A 19010-nucleotide genomic window follows, 5' to 3' on the forward strand; every position below is an offset into this window, starting at 1 on the left:
TCCTTCTATTCAAAATGATGATCGATTCGCTTTGGCTAAAATTCCTTCTACAAAATCAGTCTTGAGTATTGTGTATTGTTCACGGTCTTCTGTTTGCTTAATAATCTGTTGCTTCAGTTGCCCGTAAGCGATAACTTCATCAGGATGCTGACGAAGATAATTGCGAAAAGTAAGGTGTCTATGTAATTCCAGATTATCTTGAGCACATACATATAAATGTTGATTCATCCAGACTTGTTGATCGGGTTGCCAGGGAACATAATCATCTATTCGTCCAAAAGCTTCTCTGCCTTCTACCCCTAAATCTCCTCGATAATGATAGCCCAATAGACTCAATGCTGTAATAACCTCTGGCAATTGCTGTCTACTCGGGATTACAACGACGATATCTAAAATAGGCTTGGCTATTTGCCCTACAATCGAAGTACTACCGACATGCTCAATATGTAGCATTAATTCTTGTAATTGCTTCGTTAAAATGTGTTTAATCTGTTCAAACTGTTCTGCCCACTTGGGATTGTATACTTGAATGTCTATCATTGTTCGTACCTCCTTTATACTGTTCAAGTGTATATCATTCTATACTGATCTATTATCTGATAATAAAAAAATAACGCTTCAAACAGAATTATACCTGTTCAAAGCGCTATTAGACTACTTTTATAGATTCACTTCATCACTCTAATGAATTAACCTTTTTTATTCAAAACTCATTATTGCGAAACAGTGATCGGGTTTTTATCTTCTAATAAAGCAAGATTATTTGTGATGACGGTATCTCCATCATTTAGACCACTATTGATAAATACTTGTGATCCTGTTGCTTTGCCTAAAGTCACTTGCTTACGAATGGCTACATTTTTTTGTACCACATAGACATACGATTTGCCATCAATCGTTTGGATCGCTTTGGAAGGAACAATAATTCCTTCTTTGGCACTTGCATCGACAAAGCTAATATCTGCTAACATACCAGATTTAAGCTTATTATCTGCATTGGATACAGCGATTTTGACAGGATATCCTTTACCACTATCATCCAATGGACTGATATTTTTCACTTTACCTGTTTTGAGAATATTGGATGAAGTCACTCGTACTTGTACAGGATCACCAATTTTAACGTTATTGATTTGATCTGCTGGAACATAGATCAATGTATTCACTGTACTTAGATTGGCAATAACAAGTGCCGGTGAAGATGTAGATGCCATTTCGCCCACTTCTGCATTTTTAGTACCGATAATACCGTTGATGGGTGAAGTCACAACAGCATCATCTAGAGCATCTTGAGCAATATTTACATTCAATTCAGCTTGTTTTTGCTTTTGCTGACTGGCTTCAATACCTGAAGTGCTTTGTGACACTTCTAGTTGTTTCTGTGCATTGCTATAACCACTGTTAGCATTCTCATAACTGCTGGTTGCATTTTGATACGCACTTTGAGCCGTACTCAAATTTTTCTTCGCAATAACTAATGCTTTTTGCGCTGCATTTAATTGTTCTTGCGCATTAACCTGTGCATTTTTAGCATTATCATTTGCCGTTTGCGCTGTTGCTTGAGCGGTCTGTGCTTGTTCCAATTGAGCTTGAGTAGCTAATCCATTTTGAAATAGGGATTGGGTACGTGTTAATGTCTTTTGCGCCGCAGATAATGTTTCTGTCGTTTGCTTAATATTGTTCGCTGCACTCGATACAGCTGTTTTGGCTTGCTCTACCGCTGTGGTTGCTTGATTGATTGCTCCATTGGCTTGGTTGATCGAACCTGTTGCTTGATCGATTGCACTTTTCGATGAAATGATCCCACTTTTGGAGCTAACTACACCAGAGTTGGCAGAGACCATACCTGATTGCTGAGAATCTTGAGCCGTTTTGACTGCTGCTCCTGCCGCGGCTACATCTGCTTGTGCTTTTGCTAGATTGTTGCGAAGATCATTGTCTTCGAGTTTGAGAAGCACTTGTCCTTTTTTAACTTCTGTTCCGATATCGACAGGTAGTGATACCACTTTGCCACCCATTTTTGGAATAATATTAACGGTCTCAGAAGGTGTCACGGTACCTGTATAAATTTCACCTTTACCGATTAAACCTTTTTGTGCCTGACTAACTTTGACGGTGACGTTCATCGCTTGTGTTGTTGCCGCTGCACTATTGGAAGAACAGCCAGATAACACAACGGTTCCAACCAGTAATGCTGCTAATGGTAATTCCCATTTTGTTCTTTTCATTCGTGTTCCCTTTCTTTCTATCTATATTGGATGAAAAGCTTTCTGATCTGAAAGCATCTATGGATATGATTATTCTTTGATCGCTTTGACACCTTTACGTCGACTAATAAATAAAAATATAAATGGAATCGAGCAAAATAGCGGAATCGATGATACTAAGAAGGTATCAGCTATCCCTCTAGAATAGGCATCAAGGGTAATCAACCCTGAGGTAATGGTCGCCCATGAACTTCCCAATGTCGATTGAAGCGATTGTGCACCATCGAGTGTGATCGATTCTGAGATTTGTTGCGAATGTAGAGCAGTACGACTTTGCATTAAGAACGTCAAAATCGCAATTGCCATTGAACCTGCTATCGTACGGACTAGATTAGATGCCGTCGATGCTTTACCTACTTTTTCCGGTGCAACAGCATTCATCCCTACTGTTGATAAAGGCATCATACAGATCCCGATTCCCATACCACGGAACATCAATACCACTTGTAGCCATAGATGTGAAGTATCCGGAGTCAGTGTGTGTAGATGATATGTCATTAAGCTTGTTAGTGTTAAGCCAAATAATGCAATCGGTACAATCCCAATTTTATCAAATAATTTACCAGCAATCGGCATCATCACAGCCATAGCAATTGCTTGCGGTAATAAGATAATCCCTGTATGCACAGGCGAGACGGACTGAATATTTTGTAAAAATAATGGAGATAAGAATGTTCCTCCATACAGCCCCATCATGACAAAACTTGAAGTGATCACACTAATCGTAAATTTATAATTTTTAAATAAAGAAATATCGATAACCGGATTGTCTTTGCCACTTTCGACAAAAATCAAAAAGACCAATGACCAGAAAGCGACGAAGAATAATCCTACAATTTTGAAAGAACTCCAACCATCGCTTGAACCGCTAGATAGTGCGTAAAGCAATGTTCCTGCACAAGTAGCTGCTAGTAAAAATCCAGCTAAGTCGAACTTAACTCTAGCGCCTTTAGGCGGTTCTTTGATCAATACGATTACCATCAAAATAGCGAATAACGCTACAGGAATACAGACGATAAATAGGAAACGCCAGTTAAACCATTCAATCAAGTATCCACTCAGTGTAGGACCGATAGCAGGTGCAGCCATTGCAGCTACGCCCCAGATCCCAAGTGCCATACCGATCTGTTCACGTGGCATAATTTTATATACGATCGTCATACTTAGCGGCATAATTACACCGCCACCTAATCCTGCCAAAATACGTGCAGCGATTAACGACGAATCACTCCATGCAAAAATACAAAATGCTGTTCCTAATGTAAACACACTAAGTGCAGCGATCAAAAATTTCTTATAACCAATGCGCTGCTCCATAAATCCCGTGATCGGAACAATTATTCCTGATGCGAGAGTATAGCCGGTAATCACCCATTGAATCCGTGACGTTGTTGATCCTAAATCTGTGGTCAACTGAGGAATCGCTACATTGATCAGACTGTTATTCAAAATAGCGACAAAAGCTCCTAATATAATTGCGATAAAAGCAAGCCAGCGTTCTCTGGGCGAATCTGCGGGAGGAGCGGCGGCAACAACAGTGTCAGCCACATAAACCTCTCCTTACGATGTATGAATTTTCACAACCACATTTGTTCCAGGAATCAATTTCATGTCTTTCGGTACATTCAGAGCAATCTCTACAGGAATACGTTGTGTGACTTTGTTAAAGTTACCACTTGTATTGGTTGCCGCAATATTAGCAAAGACCGAGTTAGACGCTTCACCAATTTTGCGAATTTTACCTTGAATCGTGTAGTCTCCATCTGCATCTAACGAGACATCAACCACTTGACCTGGTTTAATACGGTTAATATCTGTTTCTTCAATATTGCTTGATACATATAGATCATTCATATCTGCCATAATCGCTACAGGAGAACTAGGTGTACCAATCTCATGTTCTTTGGAATAAATTTTGAGCACTGTGCCATCAATAGGAGCACGTAATACCGATTTGCTAATCATGCTAGAATCTAGACCAGATACATCTTGCTCTGCAATCGGTTCGTTTTGTTTCAGTACATCGCCTTCTTCAACATCAATATGATTGAGTTCAGCTGTAATCTGTGGCATTACTTTGTATTGTGTTGCTGAAATACGAGCATCTTCTGTTTTGACGAAATGAGTTCCTTGATACCAGTAATAATAACCTAACGTGCCACCGCTAATAACTAGTAACACGATGAGAATTGACAATACAATCTTCCTTCTCACTTACTCCACCCCTGTAGTTCAACTTTTTTTATTGTTACAACAAGCACTCTTAAACATACTTGTTATGAACGTCAATCTTACAGTCATTATGCCTTTCTTCTCCAAGTACACAAAGACAAGGAATAAGATGATTTCTAATTTGAAAAGTCATCTCTATTCCTTATTTGTCGATACTCAAGCCTCGCTTCAATAAATCTAATTCCAACTCGTAGTAGCCAATAATTTCATCCAACGGTACTTCTTTTGCAAAAAAGCGGATAAAATTCTGAATCGTGATCGCTACAATAATTTTAGTCAAATGAAGAACTTCCTTTTCATCAGCTACGTTGAGACGACTTCGATTGATCGAGCGGATAAATTCATTGGTACGTTCTTTGGCCGCCGGTTCATTCACATTCAGTGCTAATCGATGTTCTACTTTATAACTCATATTCAAAAAGATATTTTGAGCAAAATAGCGATATTCATGGTGCTGAAATCGTTCTAGCATCATTTTGAAAAATTCATTAAAAGCAATAAAAATATCACCATCATTTTCTTTGAGTAGCAACAACACTTTCTCTCGATTGTGCTTGTTATACTCTTCCAAAATATAAAAGAAAATATCTGCTTTATCCTCAAAATATTGATAAAAACTTCCTCTAGGAATACAAGCTTCTTTGATAATGTTCGCAATAGAAGCATCTGCTAGCGAAGCTCTAGAAAATTCTTTGAACGCTGCATCGATTAACACTTTCCGTTTTTCCTTAGGCAAATTAAAAAAAGTCTGAGTAGGCATGGATTCACTCCAAATTGAGCATTTCGGTTCATATTATATTATTTCAAGTGTAAAAAATTACATAAACAATTATAATGTGACACAGTGTCACATGTCAATAGTGTTCTGCTCCATATCTTCATATTTTCTTTCCTTATCCTTATATTTACATTATTCGCAAGTTAGTTTTGCTATTGTAGCATCTTATTTTTCGCTCTAAAATAGGTAAAATCACTAATTTTTGTATGAATTTATTACCAATTTTTATGGTATTTTGTTTCTACAATCAATGCTATATTACAATTTAGAAAACGCTTTCATTACTAATTTAGCGGGAGGTGGTATCGCTTACAACATTTCTTCTACCTATATAACCTGTTCCTGCAACGACTGTTTGTCAAAGGAAACGTTTATTTGTTTTCAAGATGTACAGATCATTACGTTTACAGATTGTCCATAACTTTCACAAAGGAGACTTTATTAATGAAACGTAAATCCAAATCGTATCTTTCTTTAACTGTGATTGCGGCTATGATCCTTTCTTTATTTTCTTCTTCAATGGCTTCAGCCGCTTCTGATGAAGAACAATCTTTATCTGCTGCTGCGACAACAAGTATTCAATCGTATGTCAGTGCGATGCAACCGGGTTGGAATTTAGGGAATTCACTGGATGCTACAGGGGCAGATGAGACTTCATGGGGTAACCCTCGTGTCACCAAAGAATTGATTCAACAGATTGCGAATCAAGGATACAAAAGTATTCGTATTCCTGTGACTTGGGATCAACATACAGGCAGTGCACCTAACTATACAATTGATGCTGCTTACATGAATCGTGTACAAGAAGTAGTGAATTGGGCATTGGATGCGAATCTATATGTCATGATCAATATCCATCATGATTCCTGGTTATGGACAAGTTATATGGGACGAGATCATGATGCTGTACTTGCCCGTTACAATGCGGTATGGACACAGATTGCTGATCGCTTCAAAGCTTCTTCTAGTAAGTTGATGTTTGAAAGTATTAACGAACCTCGCTTTACAGAAGGCGGAACAACCGATCCTGCTACAGCTTACAAATTGCTAGATGAGCTAAATACTTCTTTCCACAAAATCGTAAGAGCATCCGGTGGAAATAATGCAACACGTGCAATTGTTCTTCCTACTCTAGCTACTTCTTCAACACAAGCAGATCTGGATGCACTATCCCAGACGATTGCTAAATTAAAAGATCCTAACATTATTGCTACGGTTCACTATTATGGCTTCTGGCCGTTCAGTGTAAATATTGCTGGTTATACGAAATTTGAAGCAGATACGCAAAAAGATATCACTGATACCTTTGATCGTGTCTACAACTCATTTGTTGCTAAAGGCATTCCAGTCGTTATTGGCGAATTCGGATTGCTCGGCTTCGACAAAAATACAGGCGTTATCGAACAAGGCGAAAAACTGAAATTCTTTGAATTCTTTTCTAACTATGTACGTCAAAAAAACATGACCACGATGCTATGGGATAACGGACAGCACTTTAGCCGTACAGCCTACAAATGGTCAGATCCTGAACTATATAATGTGATGAAAGCAGGTTGGACAGGACGTTCTTCTACTGCTGAGACAGACTTGCTGTACTTCAAAAAAGGAGCAGCAATCCAAGACAAAACAGTGAAATTGAATCTCAATGGTAATACATTCAGTTCCCTTTCCAATGGTAGTACTACACTGGTTAAAGGTACCGATTATACGATCAGTGGAGATACCCTTGTTATCAAATCCAGTCTAGTGACCAAGTTGCTGGCTTCAGGTAAATTAGGAGTCAATGCTACACTAACAGCTAAATTTAACAAAGGTGCCAACTGGAACTTTAATGTGATCTCGTATGATACACCGAAAGTGAGTGCTACAACAGGCACAACCAGTTCATTTGCTATCCCTACGACTTTCAATGGTAATCAGCTAGCGACAATGGAAGCTACGTATACAAGTGGTGGAAATGCAGGGCCGCAAAACTGGACATCTTATAAAGAATTCGCAACAGCTTTCAGCCCGGATTATAGTGCCAACGTGATCAAATTAACACCAGACTTTTTCAAAGAAACCAACGATGGCGAAGTTCTACTCAAATTCTACTTCTGGAATGGTGATGTTGTTAATTACAAAATCACGAAGAGTGGATCAAGCGTAGTCGGTAAAACATCTTAAAATAATAAAACAACAAAGGCAAGCTACGGTTAATATATCCGCAAGCTTGCCTTTGTTCTGTTTACAATTCTTCCAATTCTAATTCATCGATACTTGTCCAGATATCATCCACTTTCTTACCCAAATCCGCTAAAAAATGAGTATGATACCCTTCCACTCTCCAGATGATTCGACCAGATAATATAATTTCATGTTCACACTTTAAATGGTAATACACCGTCTGATGTTCATCTTTCCAATGATCGGTGACTGTCTCGATATAATATCCTCTACGAAACATATCTGCTAACAATTCCTCCGAGTTATGCTCTTTCAAAATATCGATATTTACCCCTACGACTTCATGGAGTTGCTTCAATACGTTGTACACACACTCTTGAAATTGGTTAGAAACCTGATCTATGTAAGTTTCCATCAGCTTTTCCAAATTCAACATCTCCCAGATATCATATTAGTATTACCTTTTATTATATACTAATTTTATCCATCAGAGTTTTTTAATTGAAATTAATATTCATATCATTTGTGAAGTGTATAGCTTTTCTTTAAAGTTATTTTTGTAAATCTTCTTCAATAATAGCGAGCGTGATATGATCTTGCCAGACGCCATCAATTTTCACATTTTTACGAGCAATGCCTTCTTTAGTAAATCCTGCTTTTAACAATACTTTGATCGATCCAATATTGTGAGGCATCACACCTGCTTCGATACGATGTAGTCCCAACTCACTAAAGGCATGTTGTACGATCACTTTGACCGCTTCACTCATATACCCTTTACCATTGTACGTTTGATCAAGAAAGTACCCGATCCAACCACTTTGTAGATTACCTCGTACCACTTCAGACAAAATCACTTCGCCGATCACAGTGTCTGTATCTTTGAGAAAAATAAGAAAACAATAGCTTGTATCTTGTTCACTTGACTCTAAAAAGCGGTGAACGCGTTCAGCTTGACCTTCGTATGTATAGAAGAATTCGTTACGTGTGCCAGCAAAAGCTTTGAAAAATTCTCTATTGTTCACCTCTAAAGCAAGCAATGAAGCTATATCTTCTTTCACAAGCGGTTTAATCGTTAAATGTTCTGAATGTAATATCATGTTCCGGCTCCTTTAATTTAAATGTACTGTTTACTTTTGCCCTTTTCAACTTCACAAACTAAAGTGTCATATGCTGTCCATGTCTTGCTAGATACTCTTCTTTGTCTTTGTAATCTGGCATAATACTGCCTAATTTTCTCCAAAAAGAACGATCATGGTTCATATGAAGTAAATGACAAAGTTCGTGCACAATTACATAATCGATCACTTCTATCGGAGCCATAGCAAGGCGGTAATTAAAAGTGATTTTTTTGCTCGAATGACAACTTCCCCATTTGGTGGTCGATTCTTCGATATCGATACTTTTTGGCTTTACCCGTAGTTGCTTTTGGTAACCTTCAATACGTTCGAGAACAATTTTTTTACAACTGGTAAAATAAAACTTTTTCAGCTTCTGGCGTAATTCTTCTTCACTGGCATCGCCAACTTCAATAAGCTCATGCAAAAAATACTTTTTCCCTAAATATAAAAACTGCCCTTGTTCTTCATATTCTTTGGCTTGAGGAACCGCATTCGCTTTAGCTTGATCTAGCTTACTTGTATTATCCAACAGCCATTGCTTATTTCGCTCCATCACCCGCAAAATATCTTCTTCCGGGGTTCCATTAGGAGCTTTGACTGTAATAAGCCCAATCGTTTCAAGCTGAATCGCTATCTTCATACGCTTGCTATATTGCACATTAAATTCAATTGTGCGCTCATCGAATTGTATTTTCATAGACATTCTCTTTTCTACTATAAAATATAGGATTTTACTTCTTATCATATCATTCTATGATGCCAAAACAAAAAAAGAGAGGCTGTATGCCCCTCTTCGTATCTATAATATGGTTGTATTTATGAGTATAGTCAACGAGTTATGGACTAACCATACCACCGTTAGCATTGATCGTCTCGCCACTCACATAGCTAGATTCTTGGCTAGCTAAGAATACATATGCTGGAGCCATTTCTACCGGCTGTCCTGCACGTCCAAGTGGTGTGTTAGAACCGAATTCTTTCAATGCTTCTGTTGGTTGTCCGCCTGCCACTTGTAGCGGTGTCCATACTGGACCTGGTGCTACCACGTTGACACGGATACCTTTTTCACCAACTTGTTGTGCCAGTGCTTTACTGAATACATTGATTGAACCTTTAGTTGTTGCATAATCCAGCAATCCTGGTGAAGGAGAGTACGCTTGGATCGATGATGTATTAATAATTGAACTACCTGGTTGCATATGCTTGATCGCTGCTTTGCACAACCAGAATAGAGAATATACGTTTGTTTTGAATGTAGCATCAAATTGTTCTGTAGTTAGATCAGCAATCGATTCAACAAACTGCTGTTTACCTGCTACGTTAGCTAGAATATCGATTCCGCCTAATTTAGCTACAGTGTCTTCGATCAATTGTTCACAGTATTGCTCATCTTTAAGATCGCCAGGCATTGCATATGCTTTTTGACCTGATTCTTCGATCAATTTCACGACTTCTTGAGCATCTGCTTCTTCTTCAGGTAGATACGAAATTACAACGTCTGCACCTTCACGAGCAAAAGCGATTGCTGCTGCGCGTCCGATACCACTATCTGCTCCTGTAACCAAAGCTTTGCGTCCTGTTAAGCGACCTGTACCACGGTAACTCGTTTCTCCAGAATCTGGAATTGGAGTCATATCTTTTTGCAAACCAGGTTCTGGTTGTTTTTGTTGCCAGTCTTCATTTGCCTTAGGATGTTGAGTCGTTGGATCTTGCTTTTGATATTGGTCAGCCATGATTGAATTTCCTCCTCTGAGATGATGTTTATATTGGTCGTTCTGGAAATTAATGAGCTCTTTTTCTATGTAACCGTGATAGCTTATCTTCAAACATATTTCAGTATGATAATAAAATAAAGCCAATATAACTAGATATTGGCTTTATCCTATTTAATATTTAATTTTTGCGTGAATGATTAATAGTTCTTTTTGAAACTAAAAAAGTAGCAATTAGCAAAAATACTAAACCACCTATCCAACCTACTAATGGCGCATATTGAAATATATGTTGCGCTGTAGTGCCTACTAAAATTAGGCAAACTCCTAAAACAGCAAATACTATAATCATATTTTTATTAGACAATACGTTTACCTCCTATTCATATTTACTTTTGAGCTCAGTGAGTATCTGTTGATTTGTTTTATTCTTATCTTTTAACTCTCCAATAAACAACGCTTCCTGAATACATATCCCACAATTTTCACCATGTTTAGAAGTAAAGCAATCGTAAAGATATTTATGATGTTCTTCTTTCATACAACCACAATAACAAGATGCTTCTTTAAAAATCGCAGGATATTTTTCAGCGTAATGGTAAGCTTTAACAACTTCTGGAATATCGCTATTTAATTGCGATGCTTTAAGAATTGGAACAGGTTTTACTAGAAAAAAAATAGATAATGCAACTACTGACACAATTAAAAATCCTAAAAATATATTCCTTTTGCGCATATGAACCTCCAAAATCTTACCGTAAAAGTTCTAAACAAATTTTAACTACACTGTGATGTGCAAAGTCCTACTACAGTTCCAGCACCTATATCTGCAGCAGCTATACATGCTAAGCAACCTACTCCTGCTGTAGCAGCACATCCTCCTGCACAAATTATTCCTAAAGCAGTTATTGCCCAAGCTGCAACTCCTTTAGAAGCAAGACAATCATTTAAACAAGACCAAAACCCTAACGTGTTTGATGAAGGGGTAGAAAGATCAATAACTTTTCCAGTACTTGTTACTTGAGATCCAGAAACAAAATCCCCTTGAAAATTAATAATTCCATCTAATTTTTTTACTCCATTTACTAAATAAATAGCATGTACTTTGCCTATGGTTTCATTTAATCCAATTAAAAGTTGTTCTTCGATCTTGTTACCTTCAGCATCCATAACAATTATATAATTGCTATCTTTAGCTTCTCCTAAAATAGGATAGTATACAAAATAGGCGGTACTTTTATTATTTTCTACTTTCATAATATGTTTATTAGCATGATCAAATTTTAGTTTTGAAGAATAATTAAGTATTACTTTCTCAGTTTGTTTTAGATAACCGTTACTTTCTATCTTGGAATATAATGTTTGTGCGATTTCAGTATCATTATTAACACGACTTAGTTCATTATCTGTTGTACTTGTAGCCGCATTTACTTTGGCTTGATAAGATAAAATACTTATCAACAAAAGAACTACTACCAACATACTAGCTATAATTTTCTTGTTTAAAATAAAATTATTTTTCAACATATTGAAACTCCTTATCGTGATTTTATTTATCGGCCGATAAGAAAACATTATCATATTCTTTTTATTTTTTCAAATTAATTACATTTTTGATTTATTAATGGATAATAAATTTCCATTTAAACTAATTTGGAAAGGTAGCTTTCAAACAATAAAAAGCACCTATCTTTTTCTAATACTATAGAAAAAAGATAGGTGCTTTTATCATTTTATATGTTTACTTCAATCTATCCGCTGATCCGATTTCTTCCCAATTCGAAACACATAATAACTAACGATCACAATCGCAATAAATACAATCCCGACGATTAAGGAGTTATGTGTATCCGGGTTAAACCACATGCCGATCAGTACCAGCGATAAGAAGATAATCACGATATAATTACTCACTGGGAAAAATAACGATTTAAATGGATGCTCGTGGATATCATTTTTCCATTTTTTGCGGAACTTGAACTGGCTGAATGCCATGGCTAACCACGGAACCATGCCGGGTAAAATACTGGCACTATAAATGTACAAAAATAATTTGGAATCTGGAAATAAGTAATTGAACAGAACGCCTACCAACAGTAAAGCGATTGTTGTCATAATACTGTTACGTGGTACACCGCTTTTCGAAATTTTAGCAAAAAATGGTGGCGCTTGTTTATTTTGCGCTAGTGTATACAGCATACGACCTGCACTATAGATACCGCTATTACAACCAGACATCGCTGCGGTAAGCACTACAAAGTTAATAATACCTGCCGCCGCTACAATACCTACTTTGGCAAATGTCAAAACAAATGGGCTTCCTGTCGTACCTACTTCATTCCAAGGATAAATTGTGACAATAACGAAGATTGCACCTACATAGAAAATCAGTATCCGCCAGATAATATTTTTAATTGATTTTTTCAGTGTTACTTTAGGATTTTCTGCTTCCCCTGCGGTAATCCCGATCATCTCGATTCCCTGATATGCCGCTGTCACAATACATAAGGCGAATAAGAATCCTTTTAACCCGCCAGCAAAAAATCCGCCATGTACATACAGATTAGATAACCCAATCGGTACACCGCCATTACCCAGTCCAAAAAAGATCATGCCTGTGCCGATCACAAGCATCGCACTAATCGCAACCACTTTAATCATCGCGAACCAGAATTCAAATTCTCCATAAAACTTAACAGCCGCTAGATTGGCTGCCGCAATAATACCGACACCGGCTAATGCTGGAATCCACTGCGGAATCTCAGGGAACCAGTACCCTACATAGATTCCGATAGCTGTAACTTCAGCCATCCCGACTGTTACCCACAAAAACCAGTAACTCCATGCCGTTAAAAATCCAGCCAATGGGCTAATATATTTGTGAGCAAATGTAGCAAACGACCCTGTTACCGGTTCAACGATTAACATTTCGCCCATCATTCGCATCACAAATAACATAATTACACCTGCGACCAAATACGCCAACAGCACAGAAGGCCCTGCCCATTGAATCGTACTTGCTGATCCCATAAATAGACCGACCCCGATGGTTCCTCCAAGGGCAATCAATTCAATATGACGTGTTTTGAGACCTCTAGTCAATTGCTTGGTTTCCAAAAAGAACGCTCCCTTTCAACTGTGTTCATTATGTACAACGATTATAATATGGCTGTAAATGTGTTCGCTGTAACATACATTAACGCATTACAGAATTACTTCAACAAATTGTAAGGGAATATTTCAAGAAATACAACTATTATTATCACTGCAAACTACGTATTAAACTACAAAAAAAAGCAGACCTTTTCAAGTCTGCTTCCTTATTGTTATATGATCTGATTTCTACATCCTTTGATAAACAAAGAACTTTCGGTAGAACGCTATCCTTATTCAGATTTAAATTGAATCTGTTCTAAATAAAGACCTTCTGCATCTGCCATACCACCTGTTTGTAGCTTTTCTTTGGATAGCAAAATCGTAGGAATATCTGCTGCTTGCTTCTCCCCTAATCCCACTTCGATCAATGTACCAACCATTTTGCGTACCATATTATAAAGAAATCCATTTCCAGACACACGGAATTGTACAAATCCATCCACTACCTCGACATCTAATGTGTAGATGGTACGTAATGTATCTTTTTTCTTCGACTTGGCATTAGAATAAACCGCAAAATCATGTTCTCCCAGAAAGTGAGCACAAGCTTCTTTCATTTTAGTGATATCTAGCTTTTTGGCAACATGCATACTGTATTTACGCATAAATGGATGGCTATATGCTTCGTTCCATATTTTATAAATATACGTTTTGTTCGTCGCATGATAACGTGCATGGAACCGATCGTCGACTTTCGATACTTCTGTAATGCTGATATCTGACGGTAAATAATGATTCAAAAAGTTAAAAATTTTGGACTCTGGCAAATCTTCTTTGATTTTAAAATTAGCGACTTGATGTAGCGCATGTACCCCTGCATCTGTACGGCTAGAACCTATAATTTCAATCGGCTGATCAACCAGTACAGAGATCGCTTTTTCAATCTTACCTTGCACTGTATTGTCACTATCTCCAAGCCGTTGCCACCCTTTATAACGCCCACCATCGTATTGGATGATTAATTTGTAATTGTTCATGTGTACTCCCTTTGTGTTGGATAAAATAATTACTTTGAAGATATCTACTGTATCATATTATGTGTATTTCGTTTGGTTTTTAAATAATTGATTTTTAGTCTTCTATTTTTGTAGGTTCCCATGCGTATTTACAAGTATCACACCTAGAAGTCATACCACCCTTTATTACTTTGATACATCCGAGTAATGTTAATAGCCCGATTAAAATAATTATTCCTAGTGCAATAGGATATTCCATTAACTGATTATCCACAAAACGAGATATAGCAAAACAAATTATTGCACCACAAATAACAAATACGCAAGCATTTCCCCATCCTGATTCTGTGTTAACTTTTGCCGAACCGCATCTTGGACAACGTTCCCATTCATAAGCCATACTTCATTCCCCTAACATTGTATAATAACTCTCCATAAGATCTTAGTACTATAATGCGATCTAAAGTAATAAAAAAATAATTTTTCCAAAGCAAAATATCTTATATTTATGTATTACGACATATGTGGCTGAATATTTTACACTTCACAATTCCTTTCTGCCAAAAGTGGATTGTTAGCTATGACTTGCTTTATATTCTGCTGTGCTTGTGGCTGTACTGTAATCCCGCCCTGACGAGCAAGCAATATCCATCGTAGACAGGCAAGTGCTTCAAATATGTGTAATTCTTCTTCAGCTATCGAATGCTCTGCTAGATAAGCATCACGGAATACTTCAGCATATCGCTCTGAAATATAAATTTTCTGCAATGTCATCGACCAGACCGCATCATATCTCGCATCCCCTAATTGTCCATTCGTCCAATCGATTACGGTATAACGGTTTTCAGTAGTCAGAATATTTCCCAGATGAAAATCGCCATGAATCACACGATTCTGCTCTAGCGTAATCATAGGCATAACCTGATACAGTATGTCGCTAATATCGGTGTACATTGCTACGTCAGGAAAAAAGTAATCTATAAAACCGTATTTCGGAAGTAAAGCATATTCACTTTCTGTGATCTTAACATGATGAATAGCAGACAATAAGGTAGCAGTCTGAACAATTTTCTTTTTGTTCATGTTGGTAAGTGCTGTCCCGTCAAACGTTGTGAGTAATACTTGATCTTGATTATGAAGCATACCCCACCCTATCGGCTTAGATACAGCAATCCCTTTAGCCAAAAGAAACTGCAATAACTGATATTGTGCTTCTACATCTGGCTTTGCCTGTTGATTCCATATTTTCAAGACCAAATCACCTTGAGCACATGACAACTTGATGACTTCTGCTTCAAATCCTTGATCTAGCGAATGCTGAATTATATCGGATTTAGGATGTAATAACGTATGTAAAAGATCATCTTGCTCATTCCACTGTATGTTGTGAAGGATAGTAGGCAACAAGGTTCCTCTTTTCTGGCAATATGTACTACCCGTATTTTACATTTATCTTATCATTTCTACAGATAGGATACATCTCAGAATAGGTAGCAAAACAATTATAAAAAAAGAAGCGGAATTGCACACTATTATGCTTATTCCACCTCCACATGTTCGATTTAACGTAGTCCTTTTATATTTGTCAGACTATAGGTATATCTATGAGTTTGCTTTCAAATCGTCTATATCTTTTTCAAAAGCATCTTGATATTGTTCAAACAATCCTGTGTCAAAATTATAGTCTGAATCGTTCGCTTTAGGAGGATCTGTTTGTAATTGTTTGTAAAGTACATCGGTTTCACTAGAAAGCTTCGTCCATACTTTTTTCACATTAGCATATTTACTATTGTCTAATCCTTGTACATAAGTATTATATTCCGTTTTCTTATCCATTGCTGTACCTAAACGCTCTACTAAAAAGTCTATATCTAATTTGTCGCCTGTAGCACTGGTTCCCCTGTAAGTATACGAATTGATGTTTACAAATCCATCATTCCAAATGTCTGAAGTTACAAAATTTCTAATTTCGCTCAGCTTTGATTCTACAGTAGGTTGTTCTGCTTGAGTCGTAGCATCACTATTACTCGCAATCTGGTTACCTGCTGCTTCACGAATAGCATCAGCAATTTTTTCCTCATCTGTTTTTTCATTTCCACACCCTGCAAATACACTTAAAGATAAACAAGCTAGTCCAATCATTACTGTTTTTTTGCTCCAAATAGGCATCGTCTATTACTCCCTTTTTTCATTTTACATACCTTTATTATTATCGGATGATTTAGAAAAATTATGAATTTTTAGAGATACTATTCTATTTTGGATAAAATCTTTTTTAGCTAAAAGTCTATGTTTAGACACAAAAAAAGAGGAGCTTATGGCTCCCCTCTGTTGTTACCAATCATCTATTACGAATCCATCACACTAACTTTCTCTACTGTATTGGTATTATCCTTGTACCAGATCATCAGAATCTGCCCTGCTTTAAGATCAGATACTTTAAGTGTGGTTGCTGTGCTATTTTTGTTGGTCTGTGGCATCATCGCTGTGATTTGAGAAATAGATACCTCTTCGCCGATCGTTATCGTTTTCTCTACACCAGTTTTGCTCATAGTAGACGTACTGTCGTCTGATCGATCGGTTGGTAAAGTACGATCTGTATCCGGTTTATGCGTATCCGGTGTACGTTTGGAGCTAGGTGTAGCCGTCTTAGATGGACTCGACAGGACTGCACTATGGTCATCCAACACTGTAGAACGACGCTGTGCTTGCTCCATCACATCGATTGTCATTTTGCTCCCGTTCACAGCGACTATTTTGCCAATCAGATCAGCATTCATCATTCCGCGCATAGCATTACGATTGCCCCCGCCACCCATTGTACTTGTACTGTTAAGAGGTATCTGTTGAGCTGTAATCGCACTACAAGATGTCAGCACCATCATTCCGCACAGTAATAAGAGGATTAGCGAGACAGGATATCTTTTTTTACGCATTTTAAGACTCCTTTCTAGCAGAAGATCGTAATCGCAAAAAGTCCTGTTGGATCAACCATTCATACGTATCTTTGAATCCCATATACGACAAAATAATGAGTAGTGGATAGATAGGATAGATATATCTAGACTTGATCTCCCATAAAATATAAAAACCAACAAATCCTAAAATCACCAGCACCAACGACACTTCATCGAATCGTTTTGCTCGCAGACTGCCGATCAGACGAATCAAAATAAAGCCATACATTAAAAAATTCATCGTATATAAGATCCAGAGTATCCCGCTACGGTAAGGTGAATTGCCTGCAAATAGATCAGTAGCAAATGTTGGATAGCTATAGCCACCCATAATAAAGCTGGCACGCTGACCACCAGAAGAGCCGTCATTTCCAATACCGTATCTTTCGATCTGATACGTGCCTTCTGTCCATGTCCAGATGATCTTTTTATAATACATGTGTACCAGATCGCCAAAGCTAGCTGTCGATAATTTCTGAGCAATCGATTCTTTAAATAATTCAGTACTCACTGCTTTGTTGTAGTCCGCATCTCGCTGGTAAATATTATAACTTTCACGGTTATCCCAGAATCCAATAGTTTTCAGATTAATCCCCATATTCAGCCACATATAGATCGGTGCTGCATTGGTCGTTGTAGAAATCTGCACTTTGCCTGTGGTCTGTAACATTGTATTTTGAGTCCAACTTGGGATATTGAACAAGACGGCAAATAAGCATACAGACAGTATTACTTTTTTCCAGCCTAATTGCTTGAAATGGAAAAACAATGAGATCACAATCGCAAGTAAGAAAATAATGCCTATACTTCTAAAATAGTTCCCAAGTGTCACTAAAGTAGCGGCGAATAGAATATACTTGATCGACTTTTCTTTCATAAATCGGATACCAAAATACAACGCTGACGTAAGCAATGTCGTCGCAATCACATCATTGTAGATAAAGTTACTCATAAACAAAGACGGAATATACGTTGCTGCAAATACGAGTACACCGTAATCATTGTCTTTGGAGTTAGGATTCAGCTGTTTGTAGATTAGATAGATCATCAAGGTCGTAATAAGAGCAAAACCAATATTAGCTAACTTAATCGTGACATAATTATCTGGAAACATCGCTAATAATGCTTCAATATACAACACGGTCGAGTAATTAAAAGGAAACATATGCAGATACCCTGTCGTACCAAATGTAGAATAATCGCCTTTATACAGCATATTCATTGCCAGAGACACCACGGTCTGCGAGTCATCTGTTGGCAAGCGGGGAAATAGGAAAATAATCGCCACTTGAATAGCTAATGAACCTAAAAGAACCAGTGGAATCACAATTTTAGGGCGATATACATTCAGCTTCAAGCACAAACGATATAACATTACACTGAATGCCAGTAGTGCGATGATAAGCAGTATAAATGTACCTACATGCTGTTGCTGTAGCATCGGTGTGTCTCCATATACCACATAATTGTACTCTGCTCGAATAAAAAACGAAGATGCGATAAACAAACTGACAAAGAAAATCAGAATCACATACAACGTTTTTTGGATACCTTTTAACATCGAAAAACTCCTTTGCGGTAACATAGTAGTAGGCACACTAAACATGCCAGCGATATTTTAAAAATTGAATGTAAACTGTTCCCGTTCCATTCGTATTCACCCAT

20 protein-coding genes are annotated in these 19010 nt (G+C 37.4%); 1 reads left to right on the forward strand and 19 read right to left on the reverse strand.

Annotation, left to right across the window (positions count from 1 at the left end; all coding sequences use genetic code 11):
* Positions 1-9 precede the first annotated feature (9 nt).
* The 5 genes from PaeCFBP13512_RS04335 to PaeCFBP13512_RS04355 form a co-directional block, all read right to left on the reverse strand.
* Positions 10-540, reverse strand: coding sequence for a GrpB family protein (locus PaeCFBP13512_RS04335; RefSeq protein WP_137221376.1), 531 nt, complete (start codon positions 538-540; stop codon positions 10-12).
* A gap of 173 nt (positions 541-713) precedes the next feature.
* Entirely contained in the window at positions 714-2228 is a 1515-nt protein-coding gene (locus PaeCFBP13512_RS04340) for an efflux RND transporter periplasmic adaptor subunit (protein ID WP_137221377.1), read from the reverse strand.
* Positions 2229-2297: 69 nt separating this feature from the next.
* Positions 2298-3815 carry a DHA2 family efflux MFS transporter permease subunit gene (locus PaeCFBP13512_RS04345; protein WP_069326836.1) on the reverse strand — a complete coding sequence of 506 codons (1518 nt, stop codon included), beginning with the start codon at positions 3813-3815 and terminating at the stop codon, positions 2298-2300.
* 12 nt (positions 3816-3827) lie between these two features.
* A complete protein-coding gene (locus tag PaeCFBP13512_RS04350; RefSeq protein ID WP_069326837.1) occupies positions 3828-4481 on the reverse strand; it encodes an HlyD family secretion protein in 654 nt (217 codons plus the stop codon).
* 160 nt (positions 4482-4641) lie between these two features.
* Positions 4642-5259 (reverse strand): TetR/AcrR family transcriptional regulator, encoded by a 618-nt coding sequence (locus tag PaeCFBP13512_RS04355; protein WP_069326838.1) that lies wholly within the window; start codon positions 5257-5259, stop codon positions 4642-4644.
* A gap of 462 nt (positions 5260-5721) precedes the next feature.
* On the opposite strand from PaeCFBP13512_RS04355, the gene PaeCFBP13512_RS04360 reads away from it, so the two are divergent.
* Positions 5722-7443 carry a cellulase family glycosylhydrolase gene (locus PaeCFBP13512_RS04360; protein ID WP_137221379.1) on the forward strand — a complete coding sequence of 574 codons (1722 nt, stop codon included), beginning with the start codon at positions 5722-5724 and terminating at the stop codon, positions 7441-7443.
* Between the two features lie 61 nt (positions 7444-7504).
* Here the strand turns inward: PaeCFBP13512_RS04360 and PaeCFBP13512_RS04365 are convergent, their stop codons facing one another.
* The 14 genes from PaeCFBP13512_RS04365 to PaeCFBP13512_RS04430 form a co-directional block, all read right to left on the reverse strand.
* Entirely contained in the window at positions 7505-7858 is a 354-nt protein-coding gene (locus PaeCFBP13512_RS04365) for a hypothetical protein (RefSeq protein ID WP_137221381.1), read from the reverse strand.
* A 136-nt stretch (positions 7859-7994) separates the two neighbouring features.
* The gene (locus tag PaeCFBP13512_RS04370) at positions 7995-8543 is read right to left on the reverse strand and encodes a GNAT family N-acetyltransferase (RefSeq protein ID WP_137221383.1); all 549 of its coding nucleotides are present in this window, start codon (positions 8541-8543) and stop codon (positions 7995-7997) included.
* Between the two features lie 58 nt (positions 8544-8601).
* Positions 8602-9261, reverse strand: coding sequence for a M48 family metallopeptidase (locus PaeCFBP13512_RS04375; RefSeq protein ID WP_137221385.1), 660 nt, complete (start codon positions 9259-9261; stop codon positions 8602-8604).
* A gap of 139 nt (positions 9262-9400) precedes the next feature.
* Positions 9401-10297 carry an SDR family oxidoreductase gene (locus tag PaeCFBP13512_RS04380; protein ID WP_069326843.1) on the reverse strand — a complete coding sequence of 299 codons (897 nt, stop codon included), beginning with the start codon at positions 10295-10297 and terminating at the stop codon, positions 9401-9403.
* 160 nt (positions 10298-10457) lie between these two features.
* Positions 10458-10643: a hypothetical protein gene (locus PaeCFBP13512_RS04385; protein ID WP_137221387.1), complete on the reverse strand. Its 186-nt coding sequence runs from the start codon at positions 10641-10643 to the stop codon at positions 10458-10460.
* Positions 10644-10655: 12 nt separating this feature from the next.
* A complete protein-coding gene (locus tag PaeCFBP13512_RS04390; RefSeq protein ID WP_137221389.1) occupies positions 10656-11012 on the reverse strand; it encodes a PCYCGC motif-containing (lipo)protein in 357 nt (118 codons plus the stop codon).
* A gap of 41 nt (positions 11013-11053) precedes the next feature.
* The gene (locus tag PaeCFBP13512_RS04395; RefSeq protein WP_137221391.1) at positions 11054-11803 is read right to left on the reverse strand and encodes a hypothetical protein; all 750 of its coding nucleotides are present in this window, start codon (positions 11801-11803) and stop codon (positions 11054-11056) included.
* Positions 11804-12022: 219 nt separating this feature from the next.
* A complete protein-coding gene (locus PaeCFBP13512_RS04400) occupies positions 12023-13393 on the reverse strand; it encodes an amino acid permease (RefSeq protein ID WP_137221393.1) in 1371 nt (456 codons plus the stop codon).
* A 269-nt stretch (positions 13394-13662) separates the two neighbouring features.
* Positions 13663-14409: a tRNA pseudouridine(38-40) synthase TruA gene (gene truA / locus PaeCFBP13512_RS04405; RefSeq protein ID WP_137221395.1), complete on the reverse strand. Its 747-nt coding sequence runs from the start codon at positions 14407-14409 to the stop codon at positions 13663-13665.
* Between the two features lie 94 nt (positions 14410-14503).
* Positions 14504-14788, reverse strand: coding sequence for a hypothetical protein (locus tag PaeCFBP13512_RS04410; RefSeq protein WP_137221398.1), 285 nt, complete (start codon positions 14786-14788; stop codon positions 14504-14506).
* A gap of 137 nt (positions 14789-14925) precedes the next feature.
* Positions 14926-15792: an aminoglycoside phosphotransferase family protein gene (locus tag PaeCFBP13512_RS04415; RefSeq protein ID WP_161594206.1), complete on the reverse strand. Its 867-nt coding sequence runs from the start codon at positions 15790-15792 to the stop codon at positions 14926-14928.
* Positions 15793-15990: 198 nt separating this feature from the next.
* On the reverse strand, positions 15991-16557 hold the full coding sequence (locus tag PaeCFBP13512_RS04420; protein WP_137221402.1) for a hypothetical protein: 567 nt from the start codon (positions 16555-16557) through the stop codon (positions 15991-15993).
* Between the two features lie 179 nt (positions 16558-16736).
* Complete coding sequence (locus PaeCFBP13512_RS04425) at positions 16737-17324, reverse strand: hypothetical protein (RefSeq protein WP_137221404.1); 588 nt, start codon at positions 17322-17324, stop codon at positions 16737-16739.
* A gap of 1 nt (position 17325) precedes the next feature.
* Positions 17326-18906, reverse strand: a complete 1581-nt coding sequence (locus PaeCFBP13512_RS04430) for a glycosyltransferase family 39 protein (protein ID WP_137221406.1) — start codon at positions 18904-18906, stop codon at positions 17326-17328.
* Positions 18907-19010: the final 104 nt, after the last annotated feature.

The organism is Paenibacillus sp. CFBP13512 (assembly GCF_005233705.1).
Lineage (GTDB): Bacteria > Bacillota > Bacilli > Paenibacillales > Paenibacillaceae > Saccharibacillus > Saccharibacillus nuruki.